This window comes from Escherichia sp. F1, assembly GCF_046764225.1.
GTDB classification, from domain to species: domain Bacteria; phylum Pseudomonadota; class Gammaproteobacteria; order Enterobacterales; family Enterobacteriaceae; genus Escherichia; species Escherichia coli.
In genome coordinates, this window is the sequence record NZ_CP177202.1 from 911,072 (window position 1) to 934,646 (window position 23,575).

A 23,575-nucleotide genomic window follows, 5' to 3' on the forward strand; every position below is an offset into this window, starting at 1 on the left:
ACCTTCCTGCTGATTGACTGCGCTGCCTTCGTCTTTAGACCCATGGTCTGCGAAGGGGCGACACTATAGCTACCCTGATGAGAAGAGACAAGCCCTTTTCTGGTCCACCAGGGCCCAAAGTGGTAGCATATCATGAATATTCCTCCCTTTGACGACGAATGCTTATGTCTATACAGAACGAAATGCCTGGTTACAACGAAATGAACCAGTATCTGAACCAACAAGGGACGGGTCTGACCCCTGCTGAGATGCATGGTTTAATCAGCGGGATGATATGTGGCGGTAACGATGACAGCTCATGGCTGCCGCTACTTCACGACCTGACGAACGAAGGCATGGCTTTCGGTCATGAGCTGGCACAGGCACTGCGTAAAATGCACTCTGCCACCAGCGATGCCCTGCAGGATGACGGCTTCCTTTTTCAGCTTTATCTGCCTGATGGCGATGATGTCAGCGTTTTTGATCGGGCTGATGCACTGGCAGGTTGGGTCAATCACTTCCTGCTTGGTCTTGGCGTTACGCAACCGAAGCTGGACAAAGTGACCGGAGAAACCGGTGAAGCCATCGACGATCTGCGTAACATCGCGCAGCTGGGCTACGACGAAGACGAAGATCAGGAAGAGCTTGAAATGTCGCTTGAAGAGATCATCGAATACGTTCGTGTTGCCGCGCTGTTATGCCACGACACCTTTACTCATCCGCAACCGACCGCGCCAGAAGTACAAAAACCGACTCTACACTAAAAACAAAAAACGTAAGGAGAGTGTTATGAGTGAGATATCCCGGCAAGAGTTTCAGCGTCGCCGTCAGGCCCTGGTGGAGCAAATGCAACCCGGCAGCGCCGCGCTGATTTTTGCTGCACCAGAAGTAACACGTAGCGCCGACAGCGAATACCCCTATCGTCAGAACAGTGACTTCTGGTACTTCACCGGCTTTAACGAACCGGAAGCGGTGCTGGTGCTGATTAAAAGCGATGACACTCATAACCACAGCGTTTTGTTTAACCGCGTTCGCGACCTGACGGCAGAGATCTGGTTTGGTCGTCGCTTAGGCCAGGATGCCGCGCCAGAGAAACTGGGCGTTGACCGCGCACTGGCATTCAGCGAAATCAATCAGCAACTTTATCAACTGCTTAATGGTCTGGATGTGGTTTATCACGCTCAGGGCGAATATACCTATGCTGATGAAATCGTGAACAGCGCGCTGGAAAAGCTGCGTAAAGGCTCGCGACAGAATCTCACCGCCCCGGCAACGATGATCGACTGGCGTCCCATGGTACATGAAATGCGCCTGTTCAAATCACCAGAAGAGATTGCCGTACTTCGCCGCGCGGGGGAAATCACCGCTCTGGCGCATACCCGGGCGATGGAAAAATGCCGTCCGGGAATGTTCGAGTACCATCTGGAAGGCGAAATTCACCACGAATTTAACCGCCACGGTGCGCGCTATCCTTCCTACAACACCATTGTCGGCAGCGGTGAAAACGGCTGTATTCTGCACTACACCGAAAACGAGTGTGAACTGCGTGACGGTGACCTGGTGTTGATTGACGCGGGCTGTGAATACAAAGGTTATGCGGGCGATATTACCCGTACCTTCCCGGTCAACGGCAAATTCACCCAGGCCCAGCGTGAAATCTACGACATTGTGCTGGAGTCTCTTGAAACCAGCCTGCGCCTGTATCGTCCGGGAACCTCCATTCTGGAAGTCACCAGTGAAGTGGTGCGTATCATGGTTAGCGGCCTGGTAAAACTCGGCATCCTGAAAGGTGATGTTGATGAACTGATCGCTCAGAACGCCCATCGTCCTTTCTTTATGCATGGCCTTAGCCACTGGTTAGGACTGGATGTCCATGACGTGGGGGTTTATGGTCAGGATCGCTCGCGCATTCTGGAACCGGGGATGGTACTGACCGTAGAGCCAGGTCTGTATATCGCGCCGGATGCGGATGTGCCAGAACAATATCGCGGTATCGGCATTCGTATTGAAGACGACATTGTGATTACCGAAACCGGCAACGAAAACCTCACCGCCAGCGTGGTGAAAAAGCCGGAAGAAATCGAAGCGTTGATGGCTGCTGCGAGAAAGCAATGAGCGTAATCATCGTCGGTGGCGGCATGGCGGGCGCGACGCTGGCGCTGGCTATTTCCCGGTTAAGTCACGGGGCGCTGCCGGTACATTTGATTGAAGCGACTGCGCCAGAGTCACATGCTCATCCGGGCTTTGATGGACGAGCTATTGCGCTGGCGGCGGGTACCTGTCAGCAACTGGCGCGCATCGGCGTCTGGCAATCTCTGGCTGATTGCGCAACCGCCATCACCAGCGTGCATGTCAGCGATCGTGGTCATGCCGGATTCGTCACCCTCGCCGCAGAAGATTACCAACTGGCGGCGCTGGGGCAGGTTGTCGAATTGCATAATGTCGGGCAACGGCTGTTTGCATTGCTGCGCAAAGCACCTGGCGTAACGCTGCATTGCCCTGATCGCGTGGCTAACGTTGCCCGTACTCAGAGTCACGTTGAAGTGACGCTGGAGAGTGGCGAGACGCTGACGGGCTGCGTGCTGGTAGCCGCTGATGGCACCCATTCAGCGTTAGCCACTGTGTGCGGCGTTGACTGGCAGCAGGAGCCTTACGAACAACTGGCTGTGATTGCCAACGTTGCGACTTCCGTTGCGCACGAAGGGCGCGCTTTTGAACGCTTTACGCAACATGGCCCGCTGGCGATGTTGCCGATGTCTGACGGACGCTGTTCGCTGGTCTGGTGTCATCCACTGGAACGGCGCGAAGAGGTACTGTCTTGGAGCGACGAGAAGTTTTGCCGTGAACTCCAGTCGGCCTTTGGTTGGCGACTTGGGAAAATTACCCACGCTGGTAAACGCAGTGCTTATCCGCTGGCATTAACCCGCGCCGCCAGACCGATTACCCATCGCACTGTGCTGGTGGGCAATGCGGCGCAAACTCTGCACCCCATCGCCGGGCAAGGGTTCAACCTCGGTATGCGTGATGTGATGAGCCTTGCAGAAACCCTGACTCAGGCGCAGGAGCGCGGAGAAGACATGGGTGATTACGGCGTATTGTGCCGTTATCAGCAGCGTCGACAGCGCGATCGCGAAGCAACCATCGGCGTCACGGACAGCTTTGTACATCTTTTTGCCAACCGTTGGACCCCGCTGGTTGTCGGGCGCAACATCGGGCTGATGACGATGGAATTATTTACCCCGGCACGCGATGTGCTGGCGCAGCGCACCCTCGGTTGGGTGGCGCGTTGAAGGCGGTTTTAAGGAATAAACAATGCAAAGTGTTGATGTAGCCATTGTTGGTGGCGGCATGGTGGGGCTGGCGGTTGCCTGCGGCTTACAGGGGAGCGGCTTACGCGTTGCCGTACTGGAGCAGCGCGTACCGGAACCTCTGGCGGCGGATGCACCACCACAACTGCGCGTTTCGGCTATCAATGCCGCCAGCGAAAAATTACTCACCCGTCTTGGCGTCTGGCAGGACATTCTCTCTCGTAGGGCCAGCTGTTATCACGGCATGGAAGTGTGGGATAAAGACAGCTTTGGTCACATTTCGTTTGACGATCAAAGCATGGGCTATAGCCATCTTGGGCATATCGTTGAAAATTCAGTGATTCACTACGCGCTGTGGAACAAAGCGCAGCAGTCGTCAGATATCACTCTGTTGGCCCCCGCAGAATTACAGCAGGTCGCCAGGGGAGAAAATGAAACCTTCCTGACGCTGAAAGATGGCAGCATGTTAACGGCGCGTCTGGTGATTGGCGCGGACGGCGCTAATTCCTGGTTGCGCAACAAAGCCGATATTCCGCTGACTTTCTGGGATTATCAGCATCACGCGCTGGTAGCGACCATTAGCACGGAAGAACCGCATGATGCGGTGGCGCGGCAGGTTTTCCATGGCGAAGGCATTCTGGCCTTTTTACCGCTTAGCGATCCGCATCTTTGCTCGATTGTCTGGTCACTGTCGCCAGAGGAAGCGCAGCGGATGCAGCAGGCAAGTGAAGACGAATTTAATCGCGCGTTAAATATCGCTTTTGATAATCGCCTGGGCTTATGTAAGGTTGAGAGTGAGCGCCTTGTGTTCCCACTGACGGGGCGTTATGCGCGCCAATTTGCCGCGCACCGTCTGGCGTTGGTGGGCGACGCCGCGCATACCATTCACCCGCTGGCGGGGCAGGGGGTAAATCTCGGCTTTATGGATGCTGCAGAGCTAGTTGCTGAACTGAAACGGTTGCATCGTCAGGGGAAAGACATCGGGCAGTACATTTATCTGCGTCGCTATGAGCGTAGCCGCAAGCACAGTGCGGCGCTGATGCTGGCTGGTATGCAGGGATTTCGCGATCTGTTTTCCGGTACCAATCCGGCGAAAAAACTGCTGCGTGATATTGGTTTAAAACTGGCCGACACGCTTCCTGGCGTTAAACCACAACTTATCCGCCAGGCAATGGGATTAAACGATTTGCCTGAATGGCTGCGTTAAAAATTTCTCTTCTGCTGTTTATTTGATACCCATCACACTTTCATCTCCCGGTTTTTTCGCCGGGAGATTTTCCTCATTTGAAATAAACTAATTTCACCTCCGTTTTCGCATTATATTTTCTAATGCCACGAATTTTTGATTTAGTGTTTTTTGACATTTTTTTAGTTCTTAATATTGCATTAATCAAATTAACTTTCTCATCTGTTTATCTTTATATAGAGATTTGTTCATTTTTTGGTTTTTTATTCTGTTGTGATTTTGGCGTTTTTTAACCATAAGCTAATGTGATGATCAATTTTACCTTATGGTTAACAGTCTGTTTCGGTGGTAAGTTCAGGCAAAAGAGAACGATTGCGTTGGGGACCGGGAGTGGCTCCGATGCTGGGTTTCGTGGTGATAATTTCGCCATGGAAAAGTTGTCAGCCCCGCTTATTCAATGAGGACAAGATGGCACAACAGACTCCTTTGTACGAACAACATACGCTTTGCGGCGCTCGCATGGTGGATTTCCACGGCTGGATGATGCCGCTGCATTACGGTTCGCAAATCGACGAACATCATGCGGTACGTACCGATGCCGGAATGTTTGATGTGTCACATATGACCATCGTCGATCTTCGCGGCAGCCGCACTCGGGAGTTTCTGCGTTATCTGCTGGCGAACGATGTGGCGAAACTCACCAAAAGCGGCAAAGCCCTTTACTCGGGGATGTTGAATGCCTCTGGCGGTGTGATAGATGACCTCATCGTCTACTACTTTACTGAAGATTTCTTCCGCCTCGTTGTTAACTCCGCCACCCGCGAAAAAGACCTCTCCTGGATTACCCAACACGCTGAACCTTTCGGCATCGAAATTACCGTTCGTGATGACCTTTCCATGATCGCCGTACAAGGGCCGAATGCGCAGGCAAAAGCTGCCACACTGTTTAATGACGCCCAGCGTCAGGCGGTGGAAGGGATGAAACCGTTCTTTGGCGTGCAGGCGGGCGATCTGTTTATTGCCACCACTGGTTATACCGGTGAAGCGGGCTATGAAATTGCGCTGCCCAATGAAAAAGCGGCCGATTTCTGGCGTGCGCTGGTGGAAGCGGGCGTTAAGCCATGCGGCCTGGGCGCGCGTGACACGCTGCGTCTGGAAGCGGGTATGAATCTTTATGGTCAGGAGATGGACGAAACCATTTCTCCGTTAGCCGCCAACATGGGCTGGACTATCGCCTGGGAACCGGCAGATCGTGACTTTATTGGTCGTGAAGCTCTGGAAGCGCAGCGTGAACATGGTACAGAAAAACTGGTTGGTCTGGTGATGACCGAAAAAGGCGTGCTGCGTAATGAACTGCCGGTACGTTTTACCGATGCGCAGGGCAACCAGCATGAAGGCATTATCACCAGCGGGACTTTCTCCCCGACGCTGGGTTACAGCATTGCGCTGGCGCGCGTGCCGGAAGGTATTGGCGAAACGGCGATTGTGCAAATTCGCAACCGTGAAATGCCGGTTAAAGTGACGAAACCTGTTTTTGTGCGTAACGGCAAAGCCGTCGCGTGATTTACTTTTTTGGAGATTGATTGATGAGCAACGTACCAGCAGAACTGAAATACAGCAAAGAACACGAATGGCTGCGTAAAGAAGCCGACGGCACTTACACCGTTGGCATCACCGAACACGCTCAGGAGCTGTTAGGCGATATGGTGTTTGTTGACCTGCCGGAAGTAGGCGCAACGGTTAGCGCGGGCGATGACTGCGCGGTTGCTGAATCAGTAAAAGCGGCGTCAGACATTTATGCGCCAGTAAGCGGTGAAATCGTGGCGGTAAACGACGCACTGAGCGATTCCCCGGAACTGGTGAACAGCGAACCGTATGCAGGTGGCTGGATCTTTAAAATCAAAGCCAGCGATGAAAGCGAACTGGAATCACTGCTGGATGCGACCGCATACGAAGCATTGTTAGAAGACGAGTAACGGCTTTATTCCTCTTCTGCGGGAGAGGATCAGGGTGAGGAACTTTTACGCCTCACCCTCACTCTCTTCGCAAGGAGAGAGGTTCACAATTCACTGCACGTTTCAGGAACCATCGCTCATGACACAGACGTTAAGCCAGCTTGAAAACAGCGGCGCTTTTATTGAACGCCATATCGGACCGGACGCCGCGCAACAGCAAGAAATGCTGAATGCCGTTGGCGCACAATCGTTAAACGCGCTGACCGGCCAGATTGTGCCGAAAGATATTCAGCTTGCGACCCCGCCGCAGGTTGGCGCACCGGCGACCGAATACGCCGCGCTGGCGGAACTCAAGGCTATTGCCAGTCGCAATAAACGCTTCACGTCTTACATCGGCATGGGTTACACCGCCGTGCAGCTACCGCCGGTTATTCTGCGTAACATGCTGGAAAATCCGGGCTGGTATACCGCGTATACTCCGTATCAACCTGAAGTCTCCCAGGGCCGCCTTGAAGCACTGCTCAACTTCCAGCAGGTAACGCTGGATTTGACCGGGCTGGATATGGCCTCTGCTTCTCTTCTGGACGAGGCCACTGCTGCCGCCGAAGCAATGGCGATGGCGAAACGCGTCAGCAAACTGAAAAATGCCAACCGCTTCTTCGTTGCTTCTGACGTCCATCCGCAAACGTTGGATGTGGTACGTACTCGTGCCGAAACCTTTGGTTTTGAAGTGATTGTCGATGACGCGCAAAAAGTGCTCGACCATCAGGACGTCTTCGGCGTGCTGTTACAGCAGGTTGGCACAACCGGTGAAATCCACGACTACACTGCGCTCATCAGCGAACTGAAATCACGCAAAATTGTGGTCAGTGTCGCCGCCGATATTATGGCGCTGGTGCTGTTAACTGCGCCGGGTAAACAGGGCGCGGATATTGTCTTTGGTTCGGCGCAACGCTTCGGTGTGCCGATGGGCTACGGTGGCCCACACGCAGCATTCTTTGCGGCGAAAGACGAATACAAACGCTCAATGCCGGGCCGTATTATCGGTGTATCGAAAGATGCAGCTGGCAACACCGCTCTGCGCATGGCGATGCAGACTCGCGAGCAACATATTCGTCGTGAGAAAGCGAACTCCAACATTTGTACTTCCCAGGTGCTGCTGGCAAACATCGCCAGCCTGTATGCCGTTTATCACGGCCCGGTTGGCCTGAAACGTATCGCTAACCGCATCCACCGTCTGACCGATATCCTGGCGGCGGGCCTGCAACAAAAAGGTCTGAAGCTGCGCCATGCGCACTATTTCGATACTTTGTGTGTGGAAGTGGCCGACAAAGCGGGCGTGCTGGCGCGTGCCGAAGCGGCTGAAATCAACCTGCGTAGCGATATTCTGAACGCGGTTGGGATCACCCTTGATGAAACCACCACGCGTGAAAACGTGATGCAGCTTTTCAGCGTGCTGTTGGGCGATAACCACGGGCTGGACATCGACACGCTGGACAAAGACGTGGCTCACGACAGTCGCTCTATTCAGCCTGCGATGCTGCGCGACGACGAAATCCTCACCCATCCGGTGTTTAATCGCTACCACAGCGAAACCGAAATGATGCGCTATATGCACTCGCTGGAGCGTAAAGATCTGGCGCTGAATCAGGCGATGATCCCGCTGGGTTCCTGCACCATGAAACTGAACGCCGCCGCCGAGATGATCCCCATCACCTGGCCGGAATTTGCCGAACTGCACCCGTTCTGCCCGCCAGAACAGGCCGAAGGTTATCAGCAGATGATTGCGCAGCTGGCTGATTGGCTGGTGAAACTGACTGGTTACGACGCCGTTTGTATGCAGCCGAACTCCGGCGCACAGGGCGAATACGCGGGCCTGCTGGCGATTCGTCATTATCATGAAAGCCGCAACGAAGGGCATCGCGATATCTGCCTGATCCCGGCTTCTGCGCACGGAACTAACCCCGCTTCTGCACATATGGCAGGAATGCAGGTGGTGGTTGTGGCGTGTGATAAAAACGGCAACATCGATCTGGCTGATCTGCGCGCGAAAGCGGAACAAGCGGGCGATAACCTCTCCTGTATCATGGTGACCTATCCTTCCACCCACGGCGTGTATGAAGAAACGATCCGTGAAGTGTGTGAAGTCGTGCATCAGTTCGGCGGTCAGGTTTACCTTGATGGCGCGAACATGAACGCCCAGGTCGGCATCACCTCACCGGGCTTTATTGGCGCGGACGTCTCGCACCTTAACCTGCATAAAACTTTCTGCATTCCGCACGGTGGCGGCGGCCCAGGTATGGGACCGATCGGCGTGAAAGCGCATCTGGCACCGTTTGTGCCAGGTCATAGCGTGGTACAAATAGAAGGCATGTTAACCCGTCAGGGCGCGGTTTCTGCGGCACCGTTCGGTAGTGCCTCTATCCTGCCAATCAGCTGGATGTACATCCGCATGATGGGCGCAGAAGGGCTGAAAAAAGCAAGCCAGGTGGCAATTCTTAACGCCAACTATATTGCCAGCCGCCTGCAGGATGCTTTCCCGGTGCTGTATACCGGTCGCGACGGTCGCGTGGCGCACGAATGTATTCTTGATATTCGTCCGCTGAAAGAAGAAACCGGCATCAGCGAACTGGATATTGCCAAGCGTCTGATCGACTACGGTTTCCACGCGCCGACCATGTCATTCCCGGTGGCGGGTACGCTGATGGTTGAACCGACCGAATCCGAAAGCAAAGTGGAACTGGATCGCTTTATCGACGCGATGCTGGCTATCCGCGCAGAAATTGACCAGGTGAAAGCCGGTGTCTGGCCGCTGGAAGATAACCCGCTGGTGAACGCGCCGCACATTCAGAGCGAACTGGTCGCCGAGTGGGCGCATCCGTACAGCCGTGAAGTTGCGGTATTCCCGGCAGGCGTGGCAGACAAATACTGGCCGACAGTGAAACGTCTGGATGATGTTTACGGCGACCGTAACCTGTTCTGCTCCTGCGTACCGATTAGCGAATACCAGTAATTCACTGATTCGACTATTTTCTAAAGGCGCTTCGGCGCCTTTTTAGCTTGTTAATAAAGTGCGCTTTGTGTGTTTCGACTGAGGCGTAATATAAAATATTGCGAGCTCAATATATTAAAAGAGTGCCAGGCCTGATGAGCGTAGCGCATCAGGCACATCGGCTAATTACAGATTCTCGCCGTTGCTGGCAATCACCTCTTTGTACCAATCAAAGCTCTTCTTACGTGAACGCGACATATCGCCAGTACCGTCGTCATGTTTATTCACATAGATAAAGCCGTAGCGCTTGCTGTACTGCCCGGTGGTGAACGACACGCAGTCGATGCAGCCCCATGGTGTGTAGCCCATCAGGTCGACACCATCGTAAGTCACCGCTTTTTTCATCTCTTCAATATGGGCGCGCAGGTAGTCAATGCGGTAGTCGTCGTTGATGCTGCCATCTTCTTCCATCTTGTCGTAAGCGCCAAAACCGTTTTCGACAATAAACAGCGGCTTCTGATAACGCTCATACAGTTCGCAAAGTGCATAGCGCAGACCCACAGGATCAATCTGCCAGCCCCAGTCAGACGCTTTAACATACGGGTTTGGTACGCTGCCTTCAAAACCAGAGATCGCATCGCCGGTGCCGCCTTCGGCCTTCACCGCGTTGGTCATGTAATAGCTGAAACCGAGATAATCGCAGGTGCCTTCGCGCAGCACATCGAGATCGCCGTCTTCCATTTTGATGTTAAATCCGCGACGCTCCCACTCGTTCAACACATAGGACGGGTAATAGCCACGCAGTTGCACATCGGTAAAGACGTAGCGTTCGCGCATCGACTCCTGGGCGAACATCACATCGTCCGGATTACAGGAGTAAGGGTAAAGCGGCACCATCGCCAGCATACAGCCGACTTTCATTTCCGGGTTAATGCGACGCGCGGCTTTCACCGCCAGGGCGCTGGCGACAAACTGGTGATGCAGCACCTGGTACATCGTCTCTTCCGGGTTTTCATGCTCGGTATACACCACGCCGGAGCAGCAGTAACCGAACAGCGGTGCACGCCAGTTACGCTGGTTGTTAATTTCGTTGAAGGTCATCCAGTATTTGACTTTATGCTTATAGCGTTCAAATACCACTTCTGCGAAACGGACAAAGAAATCAACCACTTTACGGTTGGTCCAGCTACCGTATTGCTGCACCAGATGCAGCGGCATTTCAAAGTGGGAGAGGGTGATCACCGGTTCGATGTTGTATTTCAGCAGTTCATCGAACATATCATCGTAGAACTTCAGCCCTTCTTCGTTTGGCTGAGCTTCATCGCCTTTTGGAAAAATGCGCGTCCAGGCGATGGATGTACGAAAACATTTGAAGCCCATTTCGGCAAATAGCTTGATGTCTTCCTTGTAATGACCATAAAAATCAACGGCTTCATGGTTCGGATAGTATTTTCCTGGCAACACTTCTTTGGTGATTTCGCGCGGCACGCCGTGTGCGCCACCGGTCAGAACGTCACAAATGCTCGGCCCTTTGCCGCCTTTGTTCCAGCCGCCTTCGACCTGATGAGCGGCAACTGCGCCGCCCCATAAGAAATCTTTCGGTAAGGTGAGTTTTTTCACTATCATAGGCTCCAGATGAGTCAATTCTTACAGGAAATAGTACCATGCAGCCAAACGACATCACTTTTTTTCAACGTTTCCAGGATGACATTCTGGCTGGGCGTAAAACCATCACCATCCGCGACGAGTCTGAATCGCACTTCAAAACGGGTGATGTGCTTCGTGTCGGGCGTTTTGAAGATGACGGTTATTTTTGCACGATTGAAGTCACCGCAACCTCAACCGTAACGCTGGATACGCTGACGGAAAAACATGCAGAGCAGGAGAATATGACCCTGCTAGAACTGAAAAAGGTCATTGCCGACATCTATCCCGGCCAGACACAGTTTTATGTGATTGAATTTAAATGCCTTTAAATTGAACTCACGCCTGTTAGTTGAAATTTTGCATTTAATTTCATGATTTTTAGGAGATTAGTCCCAAATCAGAATTTATTTTAGCTAACAGGTGTTCACTGGAACTATTCTCAGTTACGCTGGAGAGGTATACATGTGCGTGTACGTTTCTCCGGAGTAAGTTATGGTTCAGAAGCCCCTCATTAAGCAGGGATATTCGCTGGCAGAGGAAATTGCCAACAGCGTCAGTCACGGCATTGGGTTGGTGTTTGGTATCGTTGGGCTGGTGTTGCTACTGGTTCAGGCGGTGGATCTCAATGCCAGCGCCACAGCGATAACCAGTTACAGCCTCTATGGCGGCAGTATGATCCTGCTGTTCCTCGCTTCGACGCTCTATCACGCCATTCCTCATCAACGGGCAAAAATGTGGCTGAAGAAATTTGACCATTGCGCTATTTACCTATTGATTGCCGGAACCTACACGCCGTTTTTGCTGGTGGGGCTGGATTCTCCGTTAGCGCGCGGGTTGATGATTGTTATCTGGAGCCTGGCATTGCTGGGGATTCTGTTCAAACTGACCATCGCGCACCGATTCAAAATTTTATCTCTGGTGACCTATCTGGCGATGGGCTGGCTGTCGCTGGTGGTGATTTATGAAATGGCAATTAAGCTTGCGGCGGGCAGCGTTACCTTACTGGCTGTAGGCGGCGTGGTTTACTCGCTCGGGGTGATTTTCTACGTCTGCAAACGCATTCCCTACAACCATGCCATCTGGCACGGCTTTGTGCTCGGCGGCAGCGTGTGCCACTTTCTGGCGATCTATTTATATATTGGGCAGGCGTAATGGGTGTGCCTTTGTAGGCCTGAAAAGACACACCCTTGCCGCATCAGGCGATAAATGCATGATGCGACACAGAGATTTACTCTTCGAGTGAATACGGCAGCGGCTCGATATGCAATGTATTCGCATCGTCACGCACGCGGAAGATGCTGTCCGGTTCCATATCGTTATTCATGACGACCTGTACCACGACCTGACCATCTTCCAGTTTTACCGCAGCCAGCACGGTTCCGGTACGACGCCAGTTCTCGCCCATTTTCAGCTCTAAGTCTTCACCGGCTTCCGGCAGTCGGCTGGCGCTACCCGTCAGCAACCAGAGCGCGCGTTTGTTGGCACCACGGAATTTAGCTCGCGCCACCATCTCTTGTCCGGTATAGCAGCCTTTTTTAAAGCTAATGCCGCCCAGCGCCTGGAGGTTGGTCGCCTGTGGGATAAACTGCCCGCTGTTGGCGGCATCAATCACCGGGAAACCCGCTTCAATGTTTAATGCCAGCCACTGTTGGCTATTGTTCAGTTCCGCTTCACCGCGCAGTTTATCGGTCAGCATATTGGCAGTGGCTTCATCGGTTACGATCAGGAAACGTTCTGCAGGGTGTTCAAACCATAGCAAAGTGGTCGCGCCTTCTTTAACTACCTGTTTTTCTTTCGAAGGCAGTTCACTAAAGATATTTGCCAGCGCGGCGCGCGCCTGAAAACCGGCAACACCAAGCAGCACACGCTCATCGTCCGGCGCGATGGTCACTTTAGAGAACACCGCATATTTTTTCAGTTCAGTCAGCTGCGGTTCACGCACACTGCGCCGTTCAATCCATGCAAAGCCATCGCCGTCGCGGAACAGACGTAAATTGCTCCACATTTTACCTTTGGCGTCGCAATGGGCGGCGAGCAGATGCTGATTTTCTGTCATCTGGCTGACATCTGCTGTCACCTGACCCTGCATATATTTTTCGCTGTCCGCGCCAGTAATGGTGGCAAGCGCCCAGTCATCAAGCGTTATCAGCGTCAGCGGTAAACGGGCAGACGCCGTAGGCTGACGGGGAGGAAAAGGTGTAAAAGCCATAATAGAGTCCTGAGTTGCTTAACGGCGTATTAATGACTAATGGTAAAAGAGCTATGAGGCAATGCAAGTGCTTTCACTACGCGATCTGTGCCTTCTGCGAGGCGACTTCCAAAAAAATGAAGCCCTTGAATTGTTGTGAATTAATTTCGCGATCGCGATTGTGTTTACTGATATTCCCGCAAAAGAAGTCGAAAAACACGTTACAATAGCCAGGTACTGGATTTTCGTGAGACAGGAAGAAGATGGACATTAACAACAAAGCCCGCATTCATTGGGCATGCCGCCGTGGTATGCGCGAACTCGATATTTCAATCATGCCGTTTTTCGAACATGAGTACGACAGCTTAAGCGATGACGAAAAACGCATCTTTATTCGTCTGCTGGAGTGTGACGATCCCGATCTGTTTAACTGGCTGATGAACCACGGTAAACCGGCCGATGCAGAACTGGAAATGATGGTCCGACTCATCCAGACACGGAACCGGGAACGTGGTCCTGTGGCAATCTGATTTGCGCGTCTCCTGGCGCGCACAGTGGCTTTCCTTGCTGATTCATGGGCTGGTTGCCGCTGTTATTTTACTCATGCCCTGGCCGCTCAGTTACACCCCGTTATGGATGGTGTTACTTTCGCTGGTGGTGTTTGATTGCGTTCGCAGCCAGCGGCGCATTAATGCTCGCCAGGGGGAAATTCGCCTGTTGATGGACGGGCGTTTGCGCTGGCAAGGGCAGGAGTGGAGCATCGTCAAAGCGCCGTGGATGATTAAGAGCGGCATGATGCTGCGTTTACGTTCTGACAGCGGTAAACGGCAACATTTATGGCTGGCAGCCGACAGCATGGACGAAGCCGAATGGCGGGATTTACGGCGGATTTTGTTGCAACAAGAGACGCAAAGATAAAGATGACGGCAAAGCATATGCGCTAAGCCGTCAGTGACATCAGGCGTAATGCTCTGCCATTTCGTTGAGGATTTGTTCGCACCAGCTCTGAATACGCTCGTCACTAAGATCATACTGATTAGTTTCGTCCAGCGCCAGACCCACGAACAGTTGCCCGTCAGCAATCACCGGTTTCGGGCTGGTAAATTCATACCCTTCCGTTGGCCAGTAGCCGACGAACTTCACGCCTTTGGTCGAGAGTTTGTCATGCAGCATACCGAGCGCATCGAGGAACCACTCGCCGTATCCCAGTTGATCGCCAAGCCCATACAGCGCAACAATTTTACCTTCAAGGTTCAGGTCGTCGAGCTGATCCCAGACGGCTTCCCAGTCTTCCTGGATTTCACCAAAATCCCAGGTCGGGATACCCAGAATGAGCACATCGTACTGCTCCATTAATTTCGGGGAGTCGTCCTTGAGGTTATGTAAGGTCACCAGTTCTGGGCCGATAATATCGCGGATTTTTTCTGCCGCCATTTCGGTGTAACAGGTGCTGGAACCGTAAAAAAGACCCATATTCATAACGTAAGCTTCTCGATTCTGCTGTGGCTTTTGCGGCTAGTGTATCAGAATCGCTTTAGTCACGGCACAATAAGGCATAATGGATCAAATGAGTGACCATAAGGGGCGCAAGTGAAACAGGATCTGGCACGCATCGAGCAGTTTCTTGATGCTCTGTGGCTGGAAAAAAATCTGGCTGAAAATACGTTGAACGCTTACCGTCGCGATCTGTCAATGATGGTGGAGTGGTTGCATCACCGCGGGTTGACGCTGGCGACGGCGCAAAGTGACGATTTGCAGGCATTACTGGCAGAACGGCTGGAGGGCGGGTATAAAGCCACCAGCTCAGCGCGTTTGCTGAGTGCAGTGCGCCGATTGTTCCAGTATCTTTATCGCGAAAAGTTTCGTGAAGACGATCCCAGTGCGCATCTCGCTTCACCGAAATTGCCACAGCGTTTGCCAAAAGATTTAAGCGAAGCGCAGGTCGAACGTTTATTACAGGCACCATTAATTGATCAGCCACTGGAGCTACGCGATAAAGCCATGCTTGAAGTGTTGTATGCTACAGGGCTGCGTGTCTCTGAACTGGTCGGGCTGACAATGAGTGATATCAGCCTGCGTCAGGGCGTAGTGCGGGTCATTGGTAAAGGCAACAAAGAGCGCCTGGTACCGTTAGGTGAAGAGGCGGTTTACTGGCTGGAAACGTATCTCGAGCATGGGCGACCGTGGTTGTTGAACGGTGTCTCTATTGATGTGTTGTTCCCCAGCCAGCGTGCGCAGCAGATGACGCGACAGACCTTCTGGCACCGCATTAAACATTATGCCGTGCTGGCGGGTATCGACAGCGAAAAGCTGTCACCGCATGTGTTGCGTCACGCTTTTGCCACTCATTTATTAAATCATGGTGCGGATTTACGCGTGGTGCAGATGCTACTGGGCCACAGCGATCTCTCCACCACGCAAATTTATACGCATGTCGCTACCGAGCGTCTGCGGCAACTTCATCAACAGCATCACCCGCGGGCGTGATGTCTGAAAAGAACGGGAAGATTTATGAAGAAAGGTTTTATGTTGTTTACTTTGTTAGCGGCGTTTTCAGGCTTTGCTCAGGCTGATGACGCGGCAATTCAACAAACGTTAGCCAAAATGGGCATCAAAAGCAGCGATATTCAGCCCGCGCCCGTAGCTGGCATGAAGACAGTTCTGACTAACAGCGGTGTGTTGTACATCACCGATGATGGTAAACATATCATTCAGGGGCCAATGTATGACGTTAGTGGCACAGCTCCGGTCAATGTCACCAATAAGATGCTGTTAAAGCAGTTGAATGCGCTTGAAAAAGAGATGATCGTTTATAAAGCGCCGCAGGAAAAACACGTCATCACCGTGTTTACTGATATTACCTGTGGTTACTGCCACAAACTGCATGAGCAAATGGCAGACTACAACGCACTGGGGATCACCGTGCGTTATCTTGCTTTCCCGCGCCAGGGGCTGGACAGCGATGCAGAGAAAGAAATGAAAGCTATCTGGTGTGCGAAAGATAAAAACAAAGCGTTTGATGATGTGATGGCAGGTAAAAGCGTCGCACCAGCCAGCTGCGACGTGGATATTGCCGACCATTACGCACTTGGCGTCCAGCTTGGCGTTAGCGGTACACCGGCAGTTGTGCTGAGCAATGGCACACTTGTTCCGGGTTACCAGCCGCCGAAAGACATGAAAGAATTCCTCGACGAACACCAAAAAATGACCAGCGGTAAATAATTCGCGTGAAACAACAGATACAACTTCGTCGCCGTGAAGTCGATGAAACGGCAGACTTGCCCGCTGAATTGCCTCCCTTGCTGCGCCGTTTATACGCCAGCCGGGGAGTACGCAGTGCGCAAGAACTGGAACGCAGTGTTAAAGGTATGTTGCCCTGGCAGCAACTGAGCGGCGTCGAAAAGGCCGTTGAGATCCTTTACAACGCTTTTCGCGAAGGAACGCGGATTATTGTGGTCGGTGATTTCGACGCCGACGGCGCGACCAGCACGGCTCTAAGCGTGCTGGCGATGCGCTCGCTTGGTTGCAGCAATATCGACTACCTGGTACCAAACCGTTTCGAAGACGGTTACGGCTTAAGCCCGGAAGTGGTCGATCAGGCCCATGCCCGTGGCGCGCAGTTAATTGTTACCGTGGATAACGGTATTTCCTCCCATGCGGGGGTTGAACACGCTCGCTCGTTGGGCATCCCGGTTATTGTTACCGATCACCATTTGCCGGGCGACACATTACCCGCAGCGGAAGCGATCATTAACCCTAACTTGCGCGACTGTAATTTCCCGTCGAAATCACTGGCAGGCGTGGGTGTGGCGTTTTATCTGATGCTGGCTCTGCGCACCTTTTTGCGCGATCAGGGCTGGTTTGATGAGCGCGGCATCGCAATTCCTAATCTGGCAGAACTGCTGGATCTGGTCGCGCTGGGGACAGTAGCGGACGTCGTGCCGCTGGACGCTAATAATCGCATTCTGACTTGGCAGGGGATGAGTCGCATCCGTGCCGGAAAGTGCCGTCCGGGGATTAAAGCGCTGCTGGAAGTGGCCAATCGCGATCCACAAAAACTCGCCGCCAGCGATTTAGGTTTTGCGCTGGGGCCACGTCTCAATGCTGCCGGGCGACTGGACGATATGTCCGTTGGCGTGGCGCTGTTGCTGTGCGACAACATCGGCGAAGCGCGCGTGCTGGCAAATGAACTCGATGCGCTAAACCAGACGCGAAAAGAGATCGAACAGGGAATGCAAGTTGAAGCCCTGACCTTGTGCGAGAAACTGGAGCGCAGCCGCGACACGCTACCCGGCGGGCTGGCAATGTATCACCCCGAATGGCATCAGGGCGTTGTCGGTATTCTGGCTTCGCGCATCAAAGAGCGTTTTCATCGTCCGGTTATCGCCTTTGCGCCAGCAGGTGATGGTACGCTGAAAGGTTCCGGTCGCTCCATTCAGGGGCTGCATATGCGTGATGCGCTGGAGCGATTAGACACACTCTACCCCGGCATGATGCTCAAGTTTGGCGGTCATGCGATGGCGGCGGGTTTGTCGCTGGAAGAGGATAAATTCGAACTCTTTCAACAACGGTTTGGCGAACTGGTTACTGAGTGGCTGGACCCTTCGCTATTGCAAGGCGAAGTGGTGTCGGACGGTCCGTTAAGCCCGGCCGAAATGACCATGGAAGTGGCGCAGTTGCTGCGCGATGCTGGCCCGTGGGGGCAGATGTTCCCGGAGCCGCTGTTTGACGGTCATTTCCGTCTGCTGCAACAGCGGCTGGTGGGCGAACGTCATTTGAAGGTGATGGTCGAACCGGTCGGCGGCGGTCCGCTGCTGGATGGTATTGCTTTCAATGTCGATACCGCCCTCTGGCCGGATAACGGCGTGCGCGAAGTGCAACTGGCTTACAAGCTCGATATCAACGAGTTTCGCGGCAACCGCAGCCTGCAAATTATCATCGACAATATCTGGCCAATTTAGCGTCATCTTCTCTATAAAAAAGAGCGTGGATTGGGTACAATCCCGCTCTTATCACCGCATTTTGACTAGCTCAATAAAAGAAATCAGACCATGTTTGAAATTAATCCGGTAAATAATCGCATTCAGGACCTCACGGAACGCTCCGACGTTCTTAGGGGGTATCTTTGACTATGACGCCAAGAAAGAGCGTCTGGAAGAAGTAAACGCCGAGCTGGAACAGCCGGATGTCTGGAACGAACCCGAACGCGCACAGGCGCTGGGTAAAGAGCGTTCCTCCCTCGAAGCCGTTGTCGACACCCTCGACCAAATGAAACAGGGGCTGGAAGATGTTTCTGGTCTGCTGGAACTGGCTGTAGAAGCTGACGACGAAGAAACCTTTAACGAAGCCGTTGCTGAACTCGACGCTCTGGAAGAAAAACTGGCGCAGCTTGAGTTCCGCCGTATGTTCTCTGGCGAATATGACAGCGCCGACTGCTACCTCGATATTCAGGCGGGGTCTGGCGGTACGGAAGCACAGGACTGGGCGAGCATGCTTGAGCGTATGTATCTGCGCTGGGCAGAATCGCGTGGTTTCAAAACTGAAATCATCGAAGAGTCGGAAGGTGAAGTGGCGGGTATTAAATCCGTGACGATCAAAATCTCCGGCGATTACGCTTACGGCTGGCTGCGTACAGAAACTGGCGTTCACCGCCTGGTGCGTAAGAGCCCGTTTGACTCCGGCGGTCGTCGCCACACGTCGTTCAGCTCCGCGTTTGTTTACCCGGAAGTTGATGACGATATCGATATCGAAATCAATCCGGCGGATCTGCGCATCGACGTTTATCGCGCGTCCGGCGCGGGCGGTCAGCACGTTAACCGTACCGAATCTGCGGTGCGTATTACCCACATCCCGACCGGGATCGTGACCCAGTGCCAGAACGACCGTTCCCAGCACAAGAACAAAGACCAGGCCATGAAGCAGATGAAAGCGAAGCTTTATGAACTGGAGATGCAGAAGAAAAATGCCGAGAAGCAGGCGATGGAAGACAATAAATCCGACATCGGCTGGGGCAGCCAGATTCGTTCTTATGTCCTTGATGACTCCCGCATTAAAGATCTGCGCACCGGGGTAGAAACCCGCAACACGCAGGCCGTGCTGGACGGCAGCCTGGATCAATTTATCGAAGCAAGTTTGAAAGCAGGGTTATGAGGAACCAACATGTCTGAACAACACGCACAGGGCGCTGACGCGGTAGTCGATCTTAACAATGAACTGAAAACGCGTCGTGAGAAGCTGGCGAACCTGCGCGAGCAGGGGATTGCCTTCCCGAACGATTTCCGTCGCGATCATACCTCTGACCAATTGCACGCAGAATTCGACGGTAAAGAGAACGAAGAACTGGAAGCGCTGAACATCGAAGTTGCCGTTGCTGGCCGCATGATGACCCGTCGTATTATGGGTAAAGCGTCTTTCGTTACCCTGCAGGATGTGGGTGGCCGCATTCAGCTGTACGTTGCCCGTGACGATCTGCCGGAAGGCGTTTACAACGAGCAGTTCAAAAAATGGGACCTCGGCGATATCCTCGGCGCGAAAGGTAAACTGTTCAAAACCAAAACTGGCGAACTGTCTATCCACTGCACCGAGCTGCGTCTGCTGACCAAAGCACTGCGTCCGCTGCCGGATAAATTCCACGGCTTGCAGGATCAGGAAGCGCGCTATCGTCAGCGTTATCTGGATCTCATCTCTAACGATGAATCCCGCAACACCTTTAAAGTGCGCTCGCAGATCCTCTCTGGTATTCGCCAGTTCATGGTGAACCGCGGCTTTATGGAAGTTGAAACGCCGATGATGCAGGTGATCCCTGGCGGTGCCGCTGCGCGTCCGTTCATCACCCACCATAATGCGCTGGATCTCGACATGTACCTGCGTATCGCGCCGGAACTGTACCTCAAGCGTCTGGTGGTCGGTGGCTTCGAGCGTGTATTCGAAATCAACCGTAACTTCCGTAACGAAGGTATTTCCGTACGTCATAACCCAGAGTTCACCATGATGGAACTCTATATGGCTTACGCAGATTACAAAGATCTGATCGAGCTGACCGAATCGCTGTTCCGTACTCTGGCACAGGATATTCTCGGTAAGACGGAAGTGACCTACGGCGACGTGACGCTGGACTTCGGTAAACCGTTCGAAAAACTAACCATGCGTGAAGCGATCAAGAAATATCGCCCGGAAACCGACATGGCGGATCTGGACAACTTCGACTCTGCGAAAGCGATTGCTGAATCTATCGGCATCCACGTTGAGAAGAGCTGGGGTCTGGGCCGTATCGTTACCGAGATCTTCGAAGAAGTGGCAGAAGCACATCTGATTCAGCCGACCTTCATTACTGAATATCCGGCAGAAGTTTCTCCGCTGGCGCGTCGTAACGACGTTAACCCGGAAATCACAGACCGCTTTGAGTTCTTCATTGGTGGTCGTGAAATCGGTAACGGCTTTAGCGAGCTGAATGACGCGGAAGATCAGGCGCAGCGCTTCCTGGATCAGGTTGCCGCGAAAGACGCAGGCGACGACGAAGCGATGTTCTACGACGAAGATTATGTCACCGCACTGGAACACGGCTTACCGCCGACAGCAGGTCTGGGAATTGGTATCGACCGTATGGTAATGCTGTTCACCAACAGCCATACCATCCGCGACGTTATTCTGTTCCCGGCGATGCGTCCGGTAAAATAAGCATTACGTTATGCTCACAACCCCGGCAAATGTCGGGGTTTTTTAATTGTGCTGCGCGAAAGCAGACAACAATTTTCTTGCTTCACTATTGGCTGCCTGCATCACCATCCACGGACTGAACGCCCACGGCGTGGCATCAATACCGCGTAATACATCTGCTAAATCACACCATTGATAATCCATCACTTCATCATCGTTGATCTGTAACGCACTGGTCGTGCGTGCAGCAAATACCGGACACACTTCATTTTCCACAATGCCATTCGGATCGGTGGCGCGGTAGCGAAAGTCAGGATAGACCGGTTCTGGTGCTGTTATTTCCACACCCAGTTCAAAGCGGCAACGGCGGATCACCGCGTCTTCGTTGCTTTCGCCCAGTTGTGGGTGCCCACAAACCGAGTTAGTCCACACGCCCGGCCACGCTTTTTTGCTAAGGGCGCGGCGGGTAACTAATAATTGCCCTTTGGCATTAAACAGCCAACTGGAGAACGCGAGATGTAAGAGAGTGTCTGCCGTGTGTGCGGCATACTTTTCCAGCGTACCCGTGGGAACTCCCTGTGCATTCAATAAAATGACGTGTTCCGTTTGCATAATTTCTCACATGTAATTCTAATCACTCATCATTATAGATAATTGAAGAGTGAAATGATTAACCAAGTGAGCGTTTATCGACAACCGCCCGTTTTGAGCGGATGTCGACAGGTAAAAACCATTTAAAAAAGCAGCATCATATATTTGAAGCGACTTTCAATGGCCATTGCAACACAGTCAGAAATGACAGGAATAGAGAGAGTAAAAAGCAACAACAGACTGAATATAGCGCGCATTAAAAGATTCATATTATTCTCCATGCTCATTTTTCTTCAGCTTGCGCATCAGAAGCCACATACGTACTGTCCTGACTTTTAAATCTTTATCAGAGACGGATTCCTTCACCAGATCAGCATGATGCTGATAGCCATTAAAGAAGACGTTCAGCACAACGGCGCTAAGGGTTGCGAGCATAATGCCGCTATGCAGCAACGGTTGCAGTACGGCCGGTAACTTAGAAAAGAAATCGTGAGAGAGCGTCGGAGTCATGCCAACGCCGAGACTGATCGCCACAATATAGAGGTTGTAACGGTTGGTGGTGTAGTTACAGCGCGACAGAATTCGAATTCCTGTCGCCAGTACCATGGCGAACATCACCAGCCCAGCACCGCCCAGCACAAATTGCGGAATGGAGGCGACCAGCACCGCCATTTTTGGCACCATGCCAAACAGGATTAATATAATTCCCGAAGAAATACACACCCAGCGGCTATGAACGCGCGTCACGCTAACCAGGCCAACGTTTTGTGAAAATGACGTGTGGGGGAAGCTGTTAAACGTTCCGCCTATCATTGTCCCTACGCCATCGACACGCAACCCGCGAATAATATCGTGTGAAGAGAGTTTACGACCGACTATTTCACCCAGTGCCAGGAACATCCCCATCGACTCGATAAACACGATGATTAACACGGCAGTCATGGTCAGAATGGAAACGGGATCGAAAATCGGCATACCAAATGACATCGGCGTGACAATCGCAAACCATGAAGCATCATGTAGCCCGGATAAATTGACTTCATTCATCATCCACGAAAGTAAAAAGCCAAATACAATCCCCAGTAATACGGCGACGTTGGACATAAATCCTTTCGCATAGCGAGTAATGAGCAAGATAAAAATTAAGACGGCAAAGGAGATACCTAAATAAACGGGATTACCATATTGCGGATTCCCTTTACCTCCTGCGGCCCAGTCAATACCCACCTGAATGATGCTAAGTCCGATAGAAGTAATAACCACACCGGTAACCAGTGGCGGGAATAAAGGCATCAAGCGACCGATAAGTGGCGCTAATAATGTGGTGATAAAACCCGCGGCGATAGTGGCACCAAATATCCCCAGCAGGCCGATATCCGGGTTCATCCCAATGGCTATCATTGGTGTTACAGCGGCGAAGGTCACCGACATAATCACCGGCAGGCGGATCCCCATAAAGCGGCCGATACCGATACATTGCAATAATGTGACGATCCCGCAGCAAAAGAGATCCGAGCTAATGAGCATCGCAATAGCTTCTTTTGAGAGGCCCAGTCGGTCACCAATCATAAGAGGAACAGCGACTGCACCTGCGTACATGACAAGGACGTGTTGCAGACCGAGTATGATCAGCTTTCCTGGTGATAATATGCGGTCAACCTCATCAGTTGGGCGGTCTTGCCCTGAAGATGAGGGAAGTTGGGAATCTATGGCGCTCATCAGTGTTTCTCCTTTCGCCCGCCAGAGTAAAAAGCAACCGTTTACGTTAATGAAACTATCTAAACACATGCTCGTGGAGTGCCAGTTTTTGCGAGGAAGGGGAGTTAGAGACAGGAATTGCGGAGGCAATCACATAATCGTGGTTAAACCACGATTATGAGAAGAGAACCTGACAATGGAATTATCTGTAATTTTCTCATATTGATATTTCATTAATCATTCTGGCATGTCGCACTCTCGCATTTAATCGTTTTTATCGGGATAGCGCTCTTTTGATCGGCAATGTTGAAATAATGAAAGCGGCATAGATTGAGGGGCAATAATTTGAACTCAGTCGCAAAATTATAATTAAAA

24 protein-coding genes are annotated in these 23,575 nt (G+C 52.3%); 17 read left to right on the plus strand and 7 right to left on the minus strand.

The window, feature by feature from the left end; translation table 11 throughout:
- Positions 1-164 precede the first annotated feature (164 nt).
- The 4 genes from ygfB to ubiI are packed head-to-tail and all read left to right on the plus strand — an operon-like array spanning position 165 to position 4,494.
- The gene (ygfB, locus tag ACK8NJ_RS04365; RefSeq protein ID WP_001295378.1) at positions 165-743 is read left to right on the plus strand and encodes a UPF0149 family protein YgfB; all 579 of its coding nucleotides are present in this window, start codon (positions 165-167) and stop codon (positions 741-743) included.
- Positions 744-768: 25 nt separating this feature from the next.
- Positions 769-2,094, plus strand: a complete 1,326-nt coding sequence (pepP, locus tag ACK8NJ_RS04370) for a Xaa-Pro aminopeptidase (RefSeq protein WP_001290143.1) — start codon at positions 769-771, stop codon at positions 2,092-2,094.
- On the plus strand, positions 2,091-3,269 hold the full coding sequence (gene ubiH / locus ACK8NJ_RS04375; RefSeq protein ID WP_411962149.1) for a 2-octaprenyl-6-methoxyphenyl hydroxylase: 1,179 nt from the start codon (positions 2,091-2,093) through the stop codon (positions 3,267-3,269). The genes pepP and ubiH overlap by 4 nt, the downstream gene beginning before the upstream one ends.
- Positions 3,270-3,291: 22 nt before the next feature.
- The gene (gene ubiI, locus ACK8NJ_RS04380) at positions 3,292-4,494 is read left to right on the plus strand and encodes an FAD-dependent 2-octaprenylphenol hydroxylase (protein ID WP_001559760.1); all 1,203 of its coding nucleotides are present in this window, start codon (positions 3,292-3,294) and stop codon (positions 4,492-4,494) included.
- A gap of 73 nt (positions 4,495-4,567) precedes the next feature.
- Here the strand turns inward: ubiI and ACK8NJ_RS04385 are convergent, their stop codons facing one another.
- The gene (locus ACK8NJ_RS04385; RefSeq protein WP_122545169.1) at positions 4,568-4,651 is read right to left on the minus strand and encodes a hypothetical protein; all 84 of its coding nucleotides are present in this window, start codon (positions 4,649-4,651) and stop codon (positions 4,568-4,570) included.
- A 290-nt stretch (positions 4,652-4,941) separates the two neighbouring features.
- Between ACK8NJ_RS04385 and gcvT the strand changes: the two genes are divergently transcribed.
- The 3 genes from gcvT to gcvP all read left to right on the plus strand — a co-directional run bounded on the left by gcvT (position 4,942) and on the right by gcvP (position 9,441).
- Complete coding sequence (gcvT, locus tag ACK8NJ_RS04390) at positions 4,942-6,036, plus strand: glycine cleavage system aminomethyltransferase GcvT (protein ID WP_000068700.1); 1,095 nt, start codon at positions 4,942-4,944, stop codon at positions 6,034-6,036.
- Positions 6,037-6,059: 23 nt separating this feature from the next.
- Complete coding sequence (gene gcvH, locus ACK8NJ_RS04395) at positions 6,060-6,449, plus strand: glycine cleavage system protein GcvH (protein ID WP_001295377.1); 390 nt, start codon at positions 6,060-6,062, stop codon at positions 6,447-6,449.
- A 118-nt stretch (positions 6,450-6,567) separates the two neighbouring features.
- The gene (gcvP, locus tag ACK8NJ_RS04400; RefSeq protein ID WP_000195038.1) at positions 6,568-9,441 is read left to right on the plus strand and encodes an aminomethyl-transferring glycine dehydrogenase; all 2,874 of its coding nucleotides are present in this window, start codon (positions 6,568-6,570) and stop codon (positions 9,439-9,441) included.
- A 165-nt stretch (positions 9,442-9,606) separates the two neighbouring features.
- Here the strand turns inward: gcvP and bglA are convergent, their stop codons facing one another.
- Complete coding sequence (gene bglA, locus ACK8NJ_RS04405; protein WP_001559758.1) at positions 9,607-11,040, minus strand: 6-phospho-beta-glucosidase BglA; 1,434 nt, start codon at positions 11,038-11,040, stop codon at positions 9,607-9,609.
- 44 nt (positions 11,041-11,084) lie between these two features.
- Between bglA and yqfB the strand changes: the two genes are divergently transcribed.
- Complete coding sequence (gene yqfB, locus ACK8NJ_RS04410) at positions 11,085-11,396, plus strand: N(4)-acetylcytidine aminohydrolase (protein WP_001182949.1); 312 nt, start codon at positions 11,085-11,087, stop codon at positions 11,394-11,396.
- A 163-nt stretch (positions 11,397-11,559) separates the two neighbouring features.
- Positions 11,560-12,219 carry a PAQR family membrane homeostasis protein TrhA gene (gene trhA, locus ACK8NJ_RS04415; protein ID WP_000250269.1) on the plus strand — a complete coding sequence of 220 codons (660 nt, stop codon included), beginning with the start codon at positions 11,560-11,562 and terminating at the stop codon, positions 12,217-12,219.
- Between the two features lie 76 nt (positions 12,220-12,295).
- Here trhA and ygfZ read toward each other — a convergent pair whose 3' ends face one another.
- Complete coding sequence (ygfZ, locus tag ACK8NJ_RS04420; RefSeq protein ID WP_000886050.1) at positions 12,296-13,276, minus strand: tRNA-modifying protein YgfZ; 981 nt, start codon at positions 13,274-13,276, stop codon at positions 12,296-12,298.
- A gap of 242 nt (positions 13,277-13,518) precedes the next feature.
- On the opposite strand from ygfZ, the gene sdhE reads away from it, so the two are divergent.
- A complete protein-coding gene (gene sdhE / locus ACK8NJ_RS04425; protein ID WP_000354046.1) occupies positions 13,519-13,785 on the plus strand; it encodes an FAD assembly factor SdhE in 267 nt (88 codons plus the stop codon).
- Positions 13,766-14,173: a protein YgfX gene (locus tag ACK8NJ_RS04430; protein ID WP_000244781.1), complete on the plus strand. Its 408-nt coding sequence runs from the start codon at positions 13,766-13,768 to the stop codon at positions 14,171-14,173. Before sdhE ends, ACK8NJ_RS04430 begins: the two co-directional genes overlap by 20 nt.
- Positions 14,174-14,212: 39 nt before the next feature.
- Here ACK8NJ_RS04430 and fldB read toward each other — a convergent pair whose 3' ends face one another.
- Positions 14,213-14,734, minus strand: a complete 522-nt coding sequence (gene fldB / locus ACK8NJ_RS04435; protein WP_001055874.1) for a flavodoxin FldB — start codon at positions 14,732-14,734, stop codon at positions 14,213-14,215.
- 111 nt (positions 14,735-14,845) lie between these two features.
- Here fldB and xerD point away from each other — a divergent pair, with 111 nt between their 5' ends.
- The 5 genes from xerD to lysS all read left to right on the plus strand — a co-directional run bounded on the left by xerD (position 14,846) and on the right by lysS (position 20,932).
- Entirely contained in the window at positions 14,846-15,742 is an 897-nt protein-coding gene (gene xerD / locus ACK8NJ_RS04440; protein ID WP_000806638.1) for a site-specific tyrosine recombinase XerD, read from the plus strand.
- 24 nt (positions 15,743-15,766) lie between these two features.
- Positions 15,767-16,477, plus strand: coding sequence for a bifunctional protein-disulfide isomerase/oxidoreductase DsbC (dsbC, locus tag ACK8NJ_RS04445; protein WP_000715213.1), 711 nt, complete (start codon positions 15,767-15,769; stop codon positions 16,475-16,477).
- A 5-nt stretch (positions 16,478-16,482) separates the two neighbouring features.
- Positions 16,483-18,216, plus strand: a complete 1,734-nt coding sequence (recJ, locus tag ACK8NJ_RS04450; protein WP_000813190.1) for a single-stranded-DNA-specific exonuclease RecJ — start codon at positions 16,483-16,485, stop codon at positions 18,214-18,216.
- A 90-nt stretch (positions 18,217-18,306) separates the two neighbouring features.
- Positions 18,307-19,405 (plus strand): peptide chain release factor 2 gene (gene prfB / locus ACK8NJ_RS04455; protein WP_001701073.1). Its coding sequence is split into 2 segments (ribosomal slippage): positions 18,307-18,381 and positions 18,383-19,405, totalling 1,098 coding nucleotides; the frame shifts between segments, so codons are not numbered across the junction.
- 9 nt (positions 19,406-19,414) lie between these two features.
- On the plus strand, positions 19,415-20,932 hold the full coding sequence (gene lysS / locus ACK8NJ_RS04460) for a lysine--tRNA ligase (RefSeq protein ID WP_000003071.1): 1,518 nt from the start codon (positions 19,415-19,417) through the stop codon (positions 20,930-20,932).
- Between the two features lie 42 nt (positions 20,933-20,974).
- Here lysS and idi read toward each other — a convergent pair whose 3' ends face one another.
- Complete coding sequence (gene idi / locus ACK8NJ_RS04465) at positions 20,975-21,523, minus strand: isopentenyl-diphosphate Delta-isomerase (RefSeq protein ID WP_001192789.1); 549 nt, start codon at positions 21,521-21,523, stop codon at positions 20,975-20,977.
- A 54-nt stretch (positions 21,524-21,577) separates the two neighbouring features.
- Here idi and ACK8NJ_RS04470 point away from each other — a divergent pair, with 54 nt between their 5' ends.
- The gene (locus ACK8NJ_RS04470) at positions 21,578-21,649 is read left to right on the plus strand and encodes a protein YqfH (RefSeq protein ID WP_120795390.1); all 72 of its coding nucleotides are present in this window, start codon (positions 21,578-21,580) and stop codon (positions 21,647-21,649) included.
- Here ACK8NJ_RS04470 and yqfG read toward each other — a convergent pair.
- Together yqfG and uacT are read right to left on the minus strand one after the other, a co-directional pair.
- Positions 21,646-21,771 (minus strand): protein YqfG, encoded by a 126-nt coding sequence (gene yqfG, locus ACK8NJ_RS04475; protein WP_001050745.1) that lies wholly within the window; start codon positions 21,769-21,771, stop codon positions 21,646-21,648. The genes ACK8NJ_RS04470 and yqfG overlap by 4 nt on opposite strands.
- 1 nt (position 21,772) lies before the next feature.
- Positions 21,773-23,221 (minus strand): urate/proton symporter UacT, encoded by a 1,449-nt coding sequence (gene uacT, locus ACK8NJ_RS04480; RefSeq protein WP_411962157.1) that lies wholly within the window; start codon positions 23,219-23,221, stop codon positions 21,773-21,775.
- Between the last annotated feature and the right edge of the window lie 354 nt (positions 23,222-23,575).